The organism is Rahnella sp. PAMC25617 (genome assembly GCF_050606005.1).
Taxonomy (GTDB): Bacteria; Pseudomonadota; Gammaproteobacteria; order Enterobacterales; family Enterobacteriaceae; genus Rahnella; species Rahnella variigena.
In genome coordinates, this window is sequence record NZ_JBOCUM010000012.1 from 132,031 (window position 1) to 147,528 (window position 15,498).

Annotated in this window: 11 protein-coding genes; 9 read left to right on the forward strand and 2 right to left on the reverse strand. The window is 51.6% G+C overall.

The window, feature by feature from the left end; genetic code table 11:
- Positions 1-2: 2 nt before the first annotated feature.
- From ACM615_RS15610 to ACM615_RS15650, 9 genes are all read left to right on the forward strand, one after another.
- Complete coding sequence (locus ACM615_RS15610; RefSeq protein WP_431012146.1) at positions 3-1,346, forward strand: replication-associated recombination protein A; 1,344 nt, start codon at positions 3-5, stop codon at positions 1,344-1,346.
- Positions 1,347-1,453: 107 nt separating this feature from the next.
- Positions 1,454-2,746, forward strand: coding sequence for a serine--tRNA ligase (gene serS / locus ACM615_RS15615; protein WP_112287299.1), 1,293 nt, complete (start codon positions 1,454-1,456; stop codon positions 2,744-2,746).
- 201 nt (positions 2,747-2,947) lie between these two features.
- The gene (gene ynfE, locus ACM615_RS15620; RefSeq protein ID WP_431012147.1) at positions 2,948-5,404 is read left to right on the forward strand and encodes a selenate/tellurate reductase subunit YnfE; all 2,457 of its coding nucleotides are present in this window, start codon (positions 2,948-2,950) and stop codon (positions 5,402-5,404) included.
- Between the two features lie 81 nt (positions 5,405-5,485).
- On the forward strand, positions 5,486-7,933 hold the full coding sequence (gene dmsA, locus ACM615_RS15625; protein ID WP_112287301.1) for a dimethylsulfoxide reductase subunit A: 2,448 nt from the start codon (positions 5,486-5,488) through the stop codon (positions 7,931-7,933).
- An 11-nt stretch (positions 7,934-7,944) separates the two neighbouring features.
- Positions 7,945-8,562, forward strand: coding sequence for a DMSO/selenate family reductase complex B subunit (locus ACM615_RS15630; protein ID WP_095922658.1), 618 nt, complete (start codon positions 7,945-7,947; stop codon positions 8,560-8,562).
- A 1-nt stretch (position 8,563) separates the two neighbouring features.
- Complete coding sequence (locus tag ACM615_RS15635) at positions 8,564-9,421, forward strand: dimethyl sulfoxide reductase anchor subunit family protein (protein WP_112287302.1); 858 nt, start codon at positions 8,564-8,566, stop codon at positions 9,419-9,421.
- Between the two features lie 70 nt (positions 9,422-9,491).
- Positions 9,492-10,100: a Tat proofreading chaperone DmsD gene (dmsD, locus tag ACM615_RS15640; protein ID WP_431012148.1), complete on the forward strand. Its 609-nt coding sequence runs from the start codon at positions 9,492-9,494 to the stop codon at positions 10,098-10,100.
- Positions 10,100-10,672 (forward strand): ferredoxin-type protein NapF, encoded by a 573-nt coding sequence (locus ACM615_RS15645; protein ID WP_129638963.1) that lies wholly within the window; start codon positions 10,100-10,102, stop codon positions 10,670-10,672. The genes dmsD and ACM615_RS15645 overlap by 1 nt, the downstream gene beginning before the upstream one ends.
- A 133-nt stretch (positions 10,673-10,805) precedes the next feature.
- The gene (locus ACM615_RS15650) at positions 10,806-11,951 is read left to right on the forward strand and encodes an MFS transporter (RefSeq protein ID WP_120161206.1); all 1,146 of its coding nucleotides are present in this window, start codon (positions 10,806-10,808) and stop codon (positions 11,949-11,951) included.
- 202 nt (positions 11,952-12,153) lie between these two features.
- On the opposite strand, the gene pflA is transcribed toward ACM615_RS15650, so the two are convergent.
- Positions 12,154-12,894, reverse strand: coding sequence for a pyruvate formate lyase 1-activating protein (pflA, locus tag ACM615_RS15655; protein WP_120161208.1), 741 nt, complete (start codon positions 12,892-12,894; stop codon positions 12,154-12,156).
- A gap of 270 nt (positions 12,895-13,164) precedes the next feature.
- On the reverse strand, positions 13,165-15,447 hold the full coding sequence (gene pflB, locus ACM615_RS15660; protein WP_112287342.1) for a formate C-acetyltransferase: 2,283 nt from the start codon (positions 15,445-15,447) through the stop codon (positions 13,165-13,167).
- Positions 15,448-15,498: the final 51 nt, after the last annotated feature.

The window sequence follows — 15,498 nt, forward strand, 5'->3', positions numbered from 1 at the left end:
GTTTGAGTAATCTGTCACTCGATTTTTCCCAAAACGAATTCCAGCCACTGGCCGCCCGTATGCGGCCCGTAACCCTTGCAGAATATATCGGGCAGCAGCATCTGTTAGCGCCGGGCAAACCTCTGCCGCGGGCGATTGAAGCAGGGCAGCTGCATTCGATGATTTTGTGGGGGCCGCCGGGTACCGGGAAAACAACGCTGGCAGAACTGATTGGCCGCTATGCTAATGCCGATGTTGAGCGTATTTCGGCGGTCACATCAGGCGTGAAAGATATCCGTGAAGCGATTGAACGTGCCCGACAGAATCGTGATGCCGGGCGTCGTACGATTTTGTTCGTTGATGAGGTCCATCGTTTCAACAAAAGTCAGCAGGATGCTTTCCTGCCGCACATAGAAGACGGCACCATAACGTTCATTGGTGCGACGACTGAAAACCCTTCGTTCGAACTCAATTCCGCATTGCTTTCCCGCGCACGTGTTTATCTGCTCAAATCACTGACAGCGGAAGATATTGAGAAAGTGATCGATCAGGCACTGACCAACGCTGAGCGCGGTTATGCCAATGAAAAAATCCGTGTCCCGCCGGAAACCCGCCGTATGCTTTCGGAACTGGTAAATGGTGACGCGCGCCGTGCTTTGAACAGTATTGAGATGATGGCCGATATGGCCGAAATTGACGCCAAAGGTTACCGGACGTTAACGCCAGAATTGCTCACGGAAATAGCCGGTGAGCGCAGTGCGCGTTTCGATAATAAAGGCGATCGTTTTTACGATTTAATCTCTGCGTTGCATAAATCAGTCCGTGGCTCCTCGCCTGATGCCGCACTTTACTGGTATGCCAGAATCATCACTGCTGGCGGCGATCCGCTGTATGTGGCGCGCCGTTTGCTGGCGATTGCCTCAGAAGATGTCGGCAATGCGGATCCGCGCGGTATGCAGGTCGCCATTTCTGCCTGGGATTGTTTCACCCGCGTCGGTCCGGCGGAAGGTGAGCGTGCGATTGCTCAGGCCATTGTGTATCTGGCGTGTGCGCCGAAAAGTAATGCTGTTTATACCGCGTTCAAATCGGCGATGCGCGATGCGCGCGAAATGGCGGATTACGATGTTCCGGAACATCTGCGTAATGCGCCGACCAAGCTGATGAAAGAAATGGGGTTAGGTGCGGAGTATCGTTATGCACATGATGAACCCAACGCCTACGCGGCTGGCGAAGATTATTTCCCACCTGAAATGGCCAGTACGCAGTATTATTACCCGACGTCACGCGGGCTTGAAGGCAAGATCGGCGAAAAGCTGGCATGGCTTGCCGAGCAAGATCAAAATAGCCCGACAAAACGCTACCGCTAACTTTATCGTTGCGGTAAGGTTACCCGTGATAACTCTTTGACACGCTGCCGTTTCAGTCAGCGTGCATCATCAAAATAACATTCAATAATGACACGTACAGGATTAGCATGCTCGATCCCAATATGCTGCGTAATGAGCTAGACGCAGTTGCAGAAAAACTCGCTCGCAGAGGTTTTAAACTCGATGTGGAAACGCTGCGTTCTCAGGAAGAACGCCGCAAAGTCTTGCAGGTAGAAACGGAAACTCTCCAGGCTGAACGTAACGCACGATCGAAAACTATCGGTCAGGCAAAAGCCCGTGGCGAAGACATCGAACCTTTGCGTCTGGAAGTGAATACGCTGGGTGAGAAGCTGGATGCCGCGAAGGCTGAACTGGAAGCATTGCAAAATGATATCCGTGATATCGCTTCTGCTATTCCGAACCTGCCTGATGATTCCGTACCTGCTGGTAAAGACGAAAACGACAATCAGGAAGTGAGCCGCTGGGGCACGCCGCGTCAGTACGATTTCACTGTCCGTGATCACGTGTCGCTTGGCGAAATGGCCGGTGGTCTTGATTTTGCCGCGGCTGTTAAGCTGACCGGTGCGCGTTTTGTAGTGATGAAAGGGCAAATCGCCCGTATGCATCGCGCACTGTCCCAGTTCATGCTGGACTTGCACACCGAACAGCACGGTTATCTGGAAACGTACGTACCGTATCTGGTCAACCAGGAAACGTTGTACGGTACTGGTCAGTTGCCGAAATTTGGCGAAGACCTGTTCCATACTAAACCGCTCGGTGAAGAAGCCGGCAGCAGCAACTATGCGCTGATCCCGACAGCTGAAGTTCCACTGACCAACCTGACACGTGATGAAATTCTTGAAGAAGAATCTCTGCCACTGAAAATGACGGCGCACACGCCTTGCTTCCGTTCAGAGGCCGGGTCTTACGGTCGTGATACCCGTGGTCTGATCCGTATGCACCAGTTTGACAAGGTCGAGATGGTACAGATTGTTCGTCCGGAAGAATCGATGGATGCTCTGGAAGAACTTACCGGTCATGCAGAAAAAGTGCTTCAGTTGCTGAATCTGCCGTACCGCAAGGTTCTGCTGTGTACCGGCGACATGGGCTTTGGCTCATGCAAAACCTACGATCTGGAAGTCTGGCTGCCAGCGCAGGATACTTACCGCGAAATTTCTTCATGTTCAAACATGGGTGATTTCCAGGCTCGCCGTATGCAGGCGCGCTGCCGCAGCAAAACTGACAAAAAACCACGTCTGGTTCATACCCTGAATGGTTCTGGTCTGGCTGTGGGTCGTACGCTGGTGGCTGTGCTGGAAAACTACCAGCAAGCTGACGGCCGTATTGAAGTGCCGGAAGTATTACGTCCTTACATGGGCGGTTTAGAATATATCGGCTAATCCCGTTATATATGCAGTAATATAGCGAAAAAGCGCCTGAGGGCGCTTTTTTTATGCATAAAATCGTGCGCTGCGTTAAGAATTCCTCATTTCCGCCAACACAACCCTGCCTTTTTTGATAGCAGACAAAGTTTCCTACTCCCTTATTAGTAGTATCCCTGCATTCTGAGTGGGTAACTACTTTATGACCGGAGCGGGAAAATGTCGGTAATCGAACCTGAAGTCATCACGATAAAAAGTGGTATCAGCCGCCGGGCGCTGATGAAAACATCAACGCTGGCAGGACTGGCCATTGCCGCGGGCGGCGTATCTCTGCCATTCAGCCGCAAAGCACTGGCACAGGCTGTGGGCGAGGCCAAAAATTCCGCACCTGAAGACAAAGTGGTCTGGGGTGCCTGCTCGGTTAACTGCGGCAGCCGCTGCGCCCTGCGATTACATGTACGTGATGATGAAGTGTACTGGGTTGAAACCGATAATACCGGACATGACATCTACGGTGACCATCAGGTTCGCGCCTGTCTGCGTGGTCGCTCAATCCGCCGGCGAATGAACCATCCGGAGCGTTTGAATTACCCGATGAAGCGCGTCGGTAAACGTGGCGAAGGTAAATTCAGGCGCATCAGCTGGGAAGAAGCCTTTGATGAAATCGCCAATAACCTGAAGCGTATTGTTGCTAAATATGGCAATGAGGCCGTGTACATCAACTACACCTCCGGCGTTGTCGGCGGCAATATCACCCGTTCTTCCCCTTACGCCTCGCTGGTTGCCCGCCTGATGAACTGTTACGGCGGCTTCCTCAGTCATTACGGGACTTACAGTACCGCGCAAATCGCCTGCGCCATGCCATACACTTATGGCAGTAATGATGGCAACAGCACATCAGATATTGAAAACAGTAAGCTGGTGGTGCTTTTCGGTAATAATCCTGCGGAAACGCGCATGAGCGGTGGCGGCATCACCTATTACCTCGAGCAGGCGCGTCAGCGTTCCAATGCCCGTATGATCGTGATCGACCCGCGCTACACCGACACTGCGGCAGGCCGTGAAGATGAGTGGATCCCGATCCGTCCGGGAACGGATGCTGCGCTGGTCTCCGGTCTTGCGCATGTGTTGATCACCGAAAATATGGTCGATCAGCCTTTCCTCGATGCCTGTTGCGTGGGCTACGACGAAAAAACATTGCCCGCGGACGCACCGGCCAACAGCCACTACAAAGCGTACATTCTCGGTCAGGGGGAAGATGGGACGGCGAAGACGCCTGCATGGGCATCCCGTATTACCGGTATTCCGGCAGAGCGTATTGTTAAACTGGCCCGGGAAATCGGACAAGCCAAACCGGCGTATATTTCTCAGGGCTGGGGCCCGCAGCGTCAGGCTAATGGTGAGCTGACGTCCCGCGCCATCGCCATGCTGCCGATTCTGACCGGCAATGTCGGTATCAATGGTGGTAACAGCGGTGCGCGTGAATCAACCTATACCATTACTATCGAAAGAATGCCGGTGCTGGAAAATCCGGTGAAGACACAGATTTCCTGTTTTAGCTGGACCGATGCCATTGCGCGCGGACCTGAAATGACTGCCAAAGCAGATGGAGTGCGCGGTAAAGACAAGCTGGATGTGCCGATCAAATTCATCTGGAACTATGCCGGTAACACCATCACCAACCAGCATTCCGACATCAATAAAACCCACGATATTCTGCAGGATGACTCGCAGTGCGAAATGATCGTGGTGCTGGAAAACTTCATGACGTCATCGGCGAAATACGCCGATATCCTGCTGCCGGATCTTATGACCGTCGAACAGGAAGACATTATTCCCAACGATTACGCCGGCAATATGGGATACCTGATTTTCATCCAGCCCGCGACCTCTGCCAAATTCGAGCGCAAAGGAATTTACGAGATGATGAGCGAAGTGGCGCGTCGTCTTGGTCCGGATGTTTACAACAAATTCACCGAAGGCCGCAGCCAGCGGGAATGGTTGCAGTATCTGTACACCAAAATGCTGGCGAAAGACCCGGCGTTACCTGCGTATGAAGAATTGCGCGAAATGGGAATTTATAAACGTAAAGATCCGGCAGGGCATTTTGTGGCCTATAAAAAATTCCGTCAGGATCCTGTCGCTAATCCGTTGAAAACACCCTCAGGAAAGATCGAAATTTATTCCTCTGCACTGGCGAAAATTGCCAGCGAATGGGAGCTGCAAAAAGACGAAACAATCAGCCCGCTGCCGGTCTATGCCTCAACCTTTGAAGGCTGGGATGACCCGAAACGCAGCCAGTTCCCTCTACAGATGTTCGGCTTCCACTACAAAGCCCGCACCCATTCCACTTACGGCAATATCGACGTGCTGCAGGCGGCCTGCCGTCAGGAAGTGTGGATCAATCCGCTGGATGCCAAAACCCGTGGTATTGAGAACGGTGACAAAGTGAAAGTGTTTAATGACCGTGGCGAAGTGCGTGTGGCAGCCAAAGTTACGCCGCGCATCATGCCCGGCGTTGTTGCTATGGGGCAGGGCGCATGGCATCAGGCCAATATGAGTGGTGACCGTATTGACCATGGTGCCTGCATGAACACGCTGACGACCCAACGCCCGTCCCCGCTGGCGAAAGGAAATCCTCAGCATACGAATTTGATTCAAATAGAAAAAGTCTAAGAAGCTACGGCCCAGGAGCCAGGCTCGATGGCATGGTTGTTAAATTTTCGCCCTTCAGATGAGGGCGCAACGGAGTAAGTAATGTCGGATTCAAACAGTAAGAAAACGGGTTCAGGCGGAGGGATCAGTCGCCGTGACCTGGTTAAGGGAACTACGCTCGCCGGTATGGCAGCTGCCGTCGGGGGCATATCACTGCCGTTTAAATCAATACGTGCTGAAACACGTCAGGATTCGGTTAAAACCGCAGACGAGAAAATTGTCTGGAGTGCCTGCACCGTAAACTGCGGCAGCCGCTGTCCGCTGAGAATGCACGTCGTTGATAACGAGATCCGTTATGTCGAAACCGATAATACCGGTGATGATAATTATGAAGGATTGCATCAGGTTCGCGCCTGTCTGCGCGGGCGTTCCATGCGTCGCCGTGTTTATAACCCTGACCGCCTGAAGTATCCGATGAAGCGTGTAGGGAAACGTGGCGAGGGTAAATTCAAGCCAATCAGCTGGGACGAAGCGTTCGATACCCTGGCTGGCAGCCTGAAAGGCATTATCAGCCGTTATGGCAATGAGGCCATTTATCTGAATTATGGCACCGGCACGCTAGGTGGCACCATGACCCGTTCATGGCCGCCAGGTAAAACGCTGATTGCCCGTCTGATGAACTGCTGCGGCGGTTATCTGAATCATTATGGTGACTACAGTTCGGCACAAATCGCTGCCGGTCTGAATTATACCTACGGTGGCTGGGCGGATGGCAATAGTCCGTCTGATATCGAAAACAGCAAACTGGTGGTGCTGTTTGGTAATAATCCGGGCGAAACGCGCATGAGCGGCGGGGGCGTGACGTATTACCTCGAGCAGGCTCGTCAGCGTTCCAACGCCCGCATGATCATTGTCGATCCGCGTTATACCGATACCGGTGCCGGCCGTGAAGACGAATGGGTGCCGATCCGACCGGGTACGGATGGCGCACTGGCTGCGGCACTTGCGCATGTCATGATCACTGAAAATCTGGTCGATCAGCCTTTCCTCGACAAATATTGCGTCGGTTATGACGAAAAAACATTACCGGCAGGTGTCCCGCAGAATGCGCATTATAAAGCATATATTCTCGGAACCGGCCCCGATGGCGTGGCAAAAACGCCGGAATGGGCATCAAAAATCACCGGTATTTCTGTCGATAAAATCGTCAAGCTGGGGCGAGAAATCGGTCAGGCGAAACCGGCATTTATCACCCAGGGCTGGGGGCCGCAGCGTCATGCAAATGGCGAGATTGCCACCCGTGCGATCGCTATGCTGGCAATTCTGACCGGTAACGTCGGCGTTCATGGCGGTAATTCCGGTGCCCGCGAAGGCTCTTACGAAATTCCGTTTGTTCGTATGCCAACGCTCGAAAACCCGGTTCAGACCAGCATATCCATGTTTATGTGGACGGACGCGATTGTGCGTGGTCCGCAAATGACTGCCACTAAAGATGGCGTACGCGGAAAAGCGAAACTGGATGTGCCGATCAAATTTATCTGGAACTACGCCGGTAACTGCCTGATTAACCAGCATTCTGATATCAACCGCACCCACAACATTCTGCAGGATGACCAGCAATGCGAGATGATTGTGGTGATTGATAACCACATGACGTCTTCGGCGAAATACGCCGACATTATCCTGCCTGACTGTACCGCCTCTGAGCAGATGGATTTCTGCCTCGATGCGTCGTGCGGCAACATGGATTACATCATCTTTGCCGATCAGGCGATCACGCCTCGCTTCCAGTGCAAAAACATTTATGAGATGACCAGCGAGTTGTCCCGCCGTATGGGTGTTGAGCAGCAGTTCACCGAAGGCCGTACGCAGGAAGAGTGGTTGCGTCATTTGTATCAGCAATCCCGTGAAGCATTGCCTGAACTGCCGGATTTCGACACCTTCCGCAAACAGGGCATGTTCAAAAAACGCGATCCTGAACAGCATCACGTCGCTTACAAAGCATTCCGTGAAGATCCGGCGGCCAATCCGCTGAGCACGCCGTCTGGCAAAATCGAAATCTACTCCGCGGAACTGGCGAAAATTGCCTCTGAGTGGGAACTCTCTAAAGACGATGTCATTGATCCGTTGCCGGTCTATGCCGCTGGTTTCGAAAACTATGACGATCCGCTGGCCAGCAAATATCCGTTACAGCTGACCGGTTTCCACTACAAGGCGCGTACGCACTCCACTTACGGCAACGTTGATGTGCTGAAGGCAGCATGCCGGCAGGAAATGTGGATCAACCCGATGGATGCTGCGCAGCGCGGTATCACCAACGGCGACATGATCCGCATCTTCAACGATCGTGGCGAAGTTCAGATTGCTGCCAAAGTGACGCCGCGCATGATGCCGGGCGTTGTCGCACTTGGAGAAGGTGCCTGGTATTCCCCTGACAGCAAAAAGATCGACCGTGCGGGTAGCATTAACGTACTGACTTCTCAAAGACCTTCACCGCTGGCGAAAGGTAACCCCTCTCATACCAACCTTGTGCAAGTGGCTAAGGTTTAACGGAGTAAAACATGACAACTCAATATGGTTTTTATATTGACTCAAGCCGCTGCACAGGATGCAAAACCTGCGAACTGGCCTGTAAAGATTTCAAAAACTTAACGCCGGACGTCAGTTTCCGCCGCATCTATGAATATGCCGGTGGCGACTGGCAAAAGGACGGCGATGGCTGGCATCAGAATGTCTTCGCGTATTATCTGTCGATTTCCTGCAACCACTGCGCAGATCCAGCCTGTACCAAAGTGTGTCCGAGCGGCGCGATGCATAAGCGTGAAGATGGGTTCGTGGTGGTCAACGAAGACGTTTGCATCGGTTGCCGTTATTGTCACATGGCGTGTCCGTACGGTGCGCCACAGTACAACGAAGCTAAAGGTCATATGACCAAATGCGACGGCTGCTATGAGCGTATTGCGGAAGGTAAGAAACCGATTTGTGTGGAATCCTGCCCGTTACGTGCACTGGATATGGCGCCGATTGAAGAGCTGCGTGCAAAATACGGTGATCTGGCTGAAGTGGCTCCTTTGCCGGCTTCACATTTTACTCACCCAAATATCGTCATCAAACCCAATGCGAATTGCCGTCCTGTAGGCGATACCACGGGTTATCTGGCTAACCCGAAGGAGGTTTGAGATGGGAAACGGATGGCATGAATGGCCTTTAATGGTCTTTACGGTTCTGGGGCAGTGTGTGGTGGGTGCATTTATTGTGCTGGCTATTGCGCTTCTCACCCAACGCAGTAAAGAAGAGGCCCGAAGGATACATCTTTCGATGTTCTTCCTGTGGGCGCTGATGGCGATTGCTTTTGTTGCTTCGGTTCTGCATCTGGGTTCACCCCTGCGTGCATTTAACTCGCTGAACCGGCTGGGGGCGTCGCCGCTGAGCAATGAAATCGGTAGCGGATCATTCTTCTTTGCCTTAGGCGGAATTTACTGGCTGCTGGCGATGGTTAATAAGATGCCGCGCGCACTGGGCAAAATCTGGTTGATCGTCACCATGCTGGCGGGTATCGGCTTTGTCTACGCGATGTGCCGCGTTTATGAAATTGATACCGTGCCGACCTGGGATAATGCGTATACCTTCTTCCATTTCGGGCTGACGGTGCTGATCGGTGGTCCGGTTTTGGGTTATCTGCTGCTTCGTGGTGCAAATATCAATGGTTGCGGGCTGCGCCTGTTGCCGGTTATCAGTCTTGCTGCGCTGGTCGTGAGTATAGCGGTCGTTATGCTGCAAAGCGCAAGTCTGGCAGGCATCAACAGTTCTGTTCAGGCGGCTTCTGCCCTGATCCCGCAATACGGTTCGCTGTCAGTCTGGCGGCTGGTGCTGGTAATTCTCGGTCTCGGCTGCTGGTTCTGTCCGCTGATTATGCGCAAGCGTCCGGCACTGGCATCAATGATTCTGGCGTTCGTACTGGTATTTGCCGGTGAGCTGATTGGTCGTGCCATTTTCTATGGTTTGCATATGACAGTGGGAATGGCCGTCAGCGGCTAACGATCAGTAGTCCGATTTATCAGAGAACACGTCGCTTGCGGTGGCGTGTTCTCTCTAAGCAGAGTGAATTATGTCAGCAGAATCAATCAGTTCAACCGGTAAAATTTTAGGTGCCGTATTATTTTATCCGCCAGATTCCCGCGAAGTTCAGCCCTTAATTGCATTACTGGAAAGCAGCGAATGGGCACCCTTGTGGCCCTGTGCCACTGAAGATGCCAAAGCGCAGGTTACTGGATATTTCAGCCAGATCGATCAGGCGCAAGAAAGCCTCGCGGACGCCTATCAGCGCCTGTTTGTGGGCCCTTACGCGCTGCCAGCACCGCCGTGGGGCTCGGTCTATCTGGATAAAGAGTCTGTCGTGTTTGGCGATTCAACGCTGGCGCTTCGGCAGTGGATGCGCGAAAACGGCATCGAACCGCACCTGACACAGGCAGAACCAGAGGATCACATTGGTTTACTACTGATGATGTCTGCGTGGCTGGCGGAAAACTCTCCGGCATTGTTGAATGAATTTCTGACAATGCATTTGCTGCCGTGGTCAGGGCGTTATCTGGAATTGTTGCGGCAGAAAGCTGAGCATCCGTTTTACGTGGGTGTGGCTTTACTGGCGGAATCCACGCTCTGTGGCTGGATCCAGCAGCAGGGTCTGGATGTGGTAACAGCGGATCTGTATTTCTGATGAGCGATCCACGCGACGCTGGCTTTTACCGGACCTGGATGAGCAGCAGAACCGTCAGCCGCCGGGGATTATTCCGCGGTTTGTTGTCACCCGCAAAACAGGTTATTGAACAGACTGTCAGCCCGGAGAAAACATTCCTGGTTCGCCAGCGCGCGCGTCCACCTCAGGCAATAGCAGAGTCGCTGTTTATTCAAAAATGCGATGGTTGTGGTCGCTGTGGAGAGGCTTGCCCGGTGGGTATTTTGAGTATCCGTGAAGGGAAGGCGACACTGGCCATTGAGTATGCGGAATGTGATGCTTGTGGCGCCTGTACGTCATCCTGCGAGAATGGTGCACTGGATGCCACTGTCGTGATGGATACCGGTTTGCGTCCGGTGATTTTGCCGCAATGTCTTGGTCGCATGGATGACTTGTGCAGGATGTGCGAAATTGCGTGTCCGCGCACGGCAATATTTTTTAATCAACAAAATCAACCCAGCGTTGATAGCGCAAAATGTAACGGTTGCGGTAAATGCAAACTCGTTTGTTATCATGGTGATATTGACTTGTCATTAAAGCATCATGATTCCTGATACACGCGCTTGATTAACGATTTCAATCATCACTCTGCAGTTTGTGCTCAGGTCAATTTTTGCCAGATTGACTTTTTATCCGCCAGTGGCATGATGCGCGCAATTTCCTTCTGTTTGTGGTCATCAATGTCCTATGTCCGCCTATTCTCGCCCCGTTTCTCTGCTCCTGTGCGGACTCCTTTTGCTGACGATTTCTATCGCCGTTTTAAACACGCTGGTACCTCTTTGGCTCAGCCATGAACAGCTACCGACCTGGCAGGTCGGGCTGGTCAGTTCATCGTATTTTACCGGTAACCTGCTGGGCACTTTGCTCGCAGGCGGGCTGATAAAACGCATCGGTTTCAACCGTAGCTATTACCTTTCCTGTGTAATATTTGCGGTCGCCACCGCAGGGCTGGCGCTTTCCATGAGCTTCTGGACCTGGGTATCGGCGCGTTTTGTCGCGGGGATTGGGTGTGCGCTGATCTGGGTTGTGGTGGAAAGTGCGCTGTTACGTAGCGGAACAGTCAAAAACCGTGGCCAGCTGCTGGCGGCGTATATGATCATGTATTACATCGGAACGGTAGCAGGGCAGTTACTCGTCGGAACCGTACCAACGGCAATCTTCAGCGTTTTACCTTGGGTGACTGCACTGATTGTGATTGCGATGCTGCCTTTGCTGTTAACGCATATTGAGGATCAGGACAGTGAACAACCGCGCCATGCGGTGATGCCGATGTTCAGACGGCGTAATGCACGTCTGGGGATAAACGGCTGTATTATTTCCGGTATTGTCCTCGGTTCACTTTACGGACTGATGCCGCTGTTCCTGGCGCATCAGGGAATGAGTGATGCGAACGTAGGTTACTGGATGGCATTGCTGGTCAGCGCGGGGATTATCGGACAGTGGCCGGTAGGACGTTTGGCAGATCGCTATGGTCGCCTGATGGTTTTACGCATCCAGATATTTTGTGTGATCCTCGGCAGTATTGCCATGCTCAGTGGGTATGCGATGGCGCCGACGCTGTTTATCCTCGGATGTGCGGGCTTTACGCTGTATCCGGTCGCGATGTCATGGGCCTGTGAGAAAGTGAGTGCTGATGAGCTGGTGGCGATGAATCAGGCGTTGCTAATGAGTTACACCATCGGCAGCCTTGCGGGACCGACAATGACCGCGATGCTGATGCAGAGTTATTCTGACCGTTTGCTGTTTGTGATGATCGCAGTGGTTTCGCTGGTCTATCTAATGATGCTGATGCGTAAAGCGGATCATACTCATAATCCTGTGGCCGCAGCGTAGTACCCTTCATTCTTGATGCTGCAACTGCGTTAGTTACGCTCCGGGACCCGTATCACTGACTTATGTCAGCTCATCGGGATCTCCTCACTTGGCGCCTTATTGCAACTCCAATTATTTTGGGTATGGTTTCATTGAGAATCTTAGTCTCACAAAGCAAAAAAGACGCCAAATGGCGTCTTTTTAATGGGCTGGATATCTGTGTTTAATAGATAACTTTATGCCCGTAGCTGGCGAGAATGTTTTTCACTCTTTCCATGATTTCTTTGGTCGGCGGATTGACGCCGTCCAGTCCATATTTCTCGCCCATTGCCGTCCATTTATGTTTGCCGAGTTCATGATATGGCAACAGTTCAATCTTCTCGATGTTAGTCATGTCTTTGGTGAACTCGCCGAGTTTATGCGCGGACTCATCATCGTCAGACCAGCCCGGTACAACAACATAACGGATCCAGGTGCGCTGATTACGTTTTGCCAGATAGCGGGCAAAGTCCAGCGTACGGTGGTTAGATACGCCGACCAGATTCTGGTGAATATCGTCATTCATTTGCTTAAGATCTAGCATAACCAGATCTGAGACATCCAGTAATTCGTCGATCACCGGATCATAACGGCGGACAAAACCGTTGGTGTCCAGACAGGTATTAATCCCTTCTTTCTGGCAGGCGCGGAACCAGTCGCGCACAAATTCTGCCTGAAGGATGGCTTCGCCACCTGACGCCGTCACACCACCGCCGGAAGCATTCATAAAGTGGCGATAGGTCACGACTTCTTTCATTAAATCATCAACATTGATCTCTGTCCCGCCGTGCGTGTCCCAGGTATCGCGGTTATGGCAATACATGCAACGCATCAGGCAGCCCTGAAAGAAAACAATGAAACGGATACCTGGGCCGTCAACGGTGCCACAGGATTCATATGAGTGGATGCGACCTTGAACTGACATTGCGGGTTATTCTCCATATTGACCAATGAATAGCAGTCTACATGTGCGGGTGCTGGCCTGGCAGAGATAAACTGAAAACCACAGGTTTATGATACCAGACAATCAATAAGGTTGATTGTCAGCAATGGTGCTACTGCTTTGCCAGAGATCCACAACGTATAGCGCTCTGGCAAAACAGACTGTCGTGCAGACAGTGCAGGGCAGGGAGAGATGAAACAAAGGCTCCACACTGTGGAGCCTTTTATCAGACCAGATTACAAGGCTGAGTTATTACAGGGACTTGGTGAAAGTACGAGTAATAACGTCTTGTTGCTGTTCTTTAGTCAGTGAGTTGAAACGCACTGCGTAACCAGAAACACGGATGGTCAGCTGAGGATAGTTTTCAGGATGTTCCATCGCATCTAACAGCATTTCGCGGTTCATCACGTTCACGTTCAGGTGTTGACCACCTTCAATGGACGCTTCGTGGTGGAAATAACCATCCATCAGGCCAGCGAGGTTTGCTTTACGCACATCATCGTCTTTACCCAGCGCATTTGGAACGATAGAGAAGGTATAAGAAATACCATCTTTCGCGTAAGCAAACGGCAGTTTAGCAACAGAAGTCAGAGAGGCAACCGCACCTTTCTGGTCACGACCGTGCATTGGGTTAGCACCTGGACCAAATGGAGCGCCAGCGCGACGACCGTCTGGAGTGTTACCCGTTTTCTTACCATAAACCACGTTAGAGGTGATGGTCAGAACAGACTGAGTTGCTACAGCGCCACGGTAGGTACGCAGTTTCTGAATTTTCTTCATGAAACGTTCTACCAGGTCACAAGCGATGTCATCTACGCGAGAATCGTTGTTACCGAACTGTGGATATTCGCCTTCAATTTTGAAGTCTACAGCCAGGCCGTCTTCGTCACGGATGGTGCTAACTTTTGCGTATTTGATAGCGGACAGGGAGTCAGCAGCAACTGACAGACCTGCGATACCACACGCCATGGTGCGATAAACGTCACGGTCATGCAGAGCCATCAGCGATGCTTCGTAGCTGTATTTGTCATGCATGTAGTGAATGATGTTCAGCGCAGTCACGTACTGTTTAGCCAACCAGTCCATGAAGTGATCCATGCGGTCCATGACTTTATCAAAGGTCAGGACTTCATCCATCATTGGTGCTTCTTTAGGACCAACCTGGATTTTCATTTTTTCATCAACGCCGCCGTTGATTGCGTACAACATGGTTTTTGCCAGGTTTGCACGAGCGCCGAAGAACTGCATTTGTTTACCCACAACCATTGGGCTCACACAACAAGCGATAGCATAGTCATCGTTGTTGAAGTCAGGACGCATCAGGTCATCGTTCTCATACTGTACTGATGAGGTATCGATAGACACTTTCGCTGCGTACTTTTTGAAGTTCATTGGCAGTTTTTCAGACCACAGGATGGTCATGTTCGGCTCTGGTGAAGGACCCATGGTGTACAGGGTATTCAGGAAGCGGAAGCTGCTTTTGGTAACCAGAGTACGGCCGTCAACGCCCATACCTGCCAGAGATTCAGTTGCCCAGATTGGGTCACCGGAGAACAGTTCATCATACTCAGGTGTACGCAGGAAACGAACCATACGCAGTTTCATAACCAGATGGTCAATCAGTTCCTGAGCTTGTTCTTCAGTCAGTTTGCCAGCTTTAATATCACGTTCGATGAACACGTCAAGGAAAGTAGATACGCGGCCGAAGGACATTGCAGCGCCGTTCTGAGATTTAACTGCAGCCAGGTAGCCGAAGTAAGTCCACTGTACAGCTTCCTGTGCGTTAGTCGCAGGACCAGAAATGTCGCAACCGTATTTAGCAGCCATTTCTTTAATCTGGCCCAGTGCACGGTGTTGTTCAGAGATTTCTTCACGCAGCTGGATGGTCATTTCCAGGTTTACGCCATTTTCCAGGTCGTCTTGCAGAGACTGGAATTGTGCGTATTTATCGGCCATCAGGAAGTCGATACCGTACAGTGCAACGCGACGGTAGTCACCGATGATACGGCCACGGCCATACGCATCTGGAAGACCAGTCAGAACACCGGATTTACGGCAGTTCAGGATGTCTTTGGTGTAAACATCAAATACGCCCTGGTTGTGCGTTTTACGATAATCAGTGAAAACTTTCTTCAGCGCTGGATCCAGTTCACGGCCATAAACTTTACATGAACCTTCGACCATTTTGATGCCGCCGAATGGGATCAGAGCACGTTTCAATGGCGCGTCAGTTTGCAGACCAACGATAGTTTCCAGAGATTTATTGATGTAACCGGCATCGTGAGAAGTGATGGTAGAGGCAACGTCAGTATCGAAATCAACAGGAGCCTTAGTGCGGTTCTCCAGTTTGATACCATCCATTACTTTATCCCACAGGGTGGTTGTCGCTTCGGTAGCGCCAGCCAGGAAGGACTCATCACCTTCATACGGTGTGTAGTTCTTCTGAATGAAGTCACGGACGTTTACGCCATTCTGCCATTCACCAGCACTAAAACCTTGCCATGCGTTGGTCAATTTTTCATTGAGCTTGGACATTTTGCACCTACCTTCTAATTTGGATTTCTTTAAAAATCACGAGTAAAACTG

Excerpts from the sequence above, each read along its gene's own strand:
- serS (WP_112287299.1), top strand. The coding sequence starts at position 1,454 with ATGCTCGATCCCAATATGCTGCGTAATGAGCTAGACGCAGTTGCAGAA.
- ynfE (WP_431012147.1), top strand. The coding sequence starts at position 2,948 with ATGTCGGTAATCGAACCTGAAGTCATCACGATAAAAAGTGGTATCAGC.
- dmsA (WP_112287301.1), top strand. The coding sequence starts at position 5,486 with ATGTCGGATTCAAACAGTAAGAAAACGGGTTCAGGCGGAGGGATCAGT.
- ACM615_RS15630 (WP_095922658.1), top strand. The coding sequence starts at position 7,945 with ATGACAACTCAATATGGTTTTTATATTGACTCAAGCCGCTGCACAGGA.
- ACM615_RS15635 (WP_112287302.1), top strand. The coding sequence starts at position 8,564 with ATGGGAAACGGATGGCATGAATGGCCTTTAATGGTCTTTACGGTTCTG.
- dmsD (WP_431012148.1), top strand. The coding sequence starts at position 9,492 with ATGTCAGCAGAATCAATCAGTTCAACCGGTAAAATTTTAGGTGCCGTA.
- ACM615_RS15645 (WP_129638963.1), top strand. The coding sequence starts at position 10,100 with ATGAGCGATCCACGCGACGCTGGCTTTTACCGGACCTGGATGAGCAGC.
- ACM615_RS15650 (WP_120161206.1), top strand. The coding sequence starts at position 10,806 with ATGTCCGCCTATTCTCGCCCCGTTTCTCTGCTCCTGTGCGGACTCCTT.
- pflA (WP_120161208.1), bottom strand. The coding sequence starts at position 12,894 with ATGTCAGTTCAAGGTCGCATCCACTCATATGAATCCTGTGGCACCGTT.
- pflB (WP_112287342.1), bottom strand. The coding sequence starts at position 15,447 with ATGTCCAAGCTCAATGAAAAATTGACCAACGCATGGCAAGGTTTTAGT.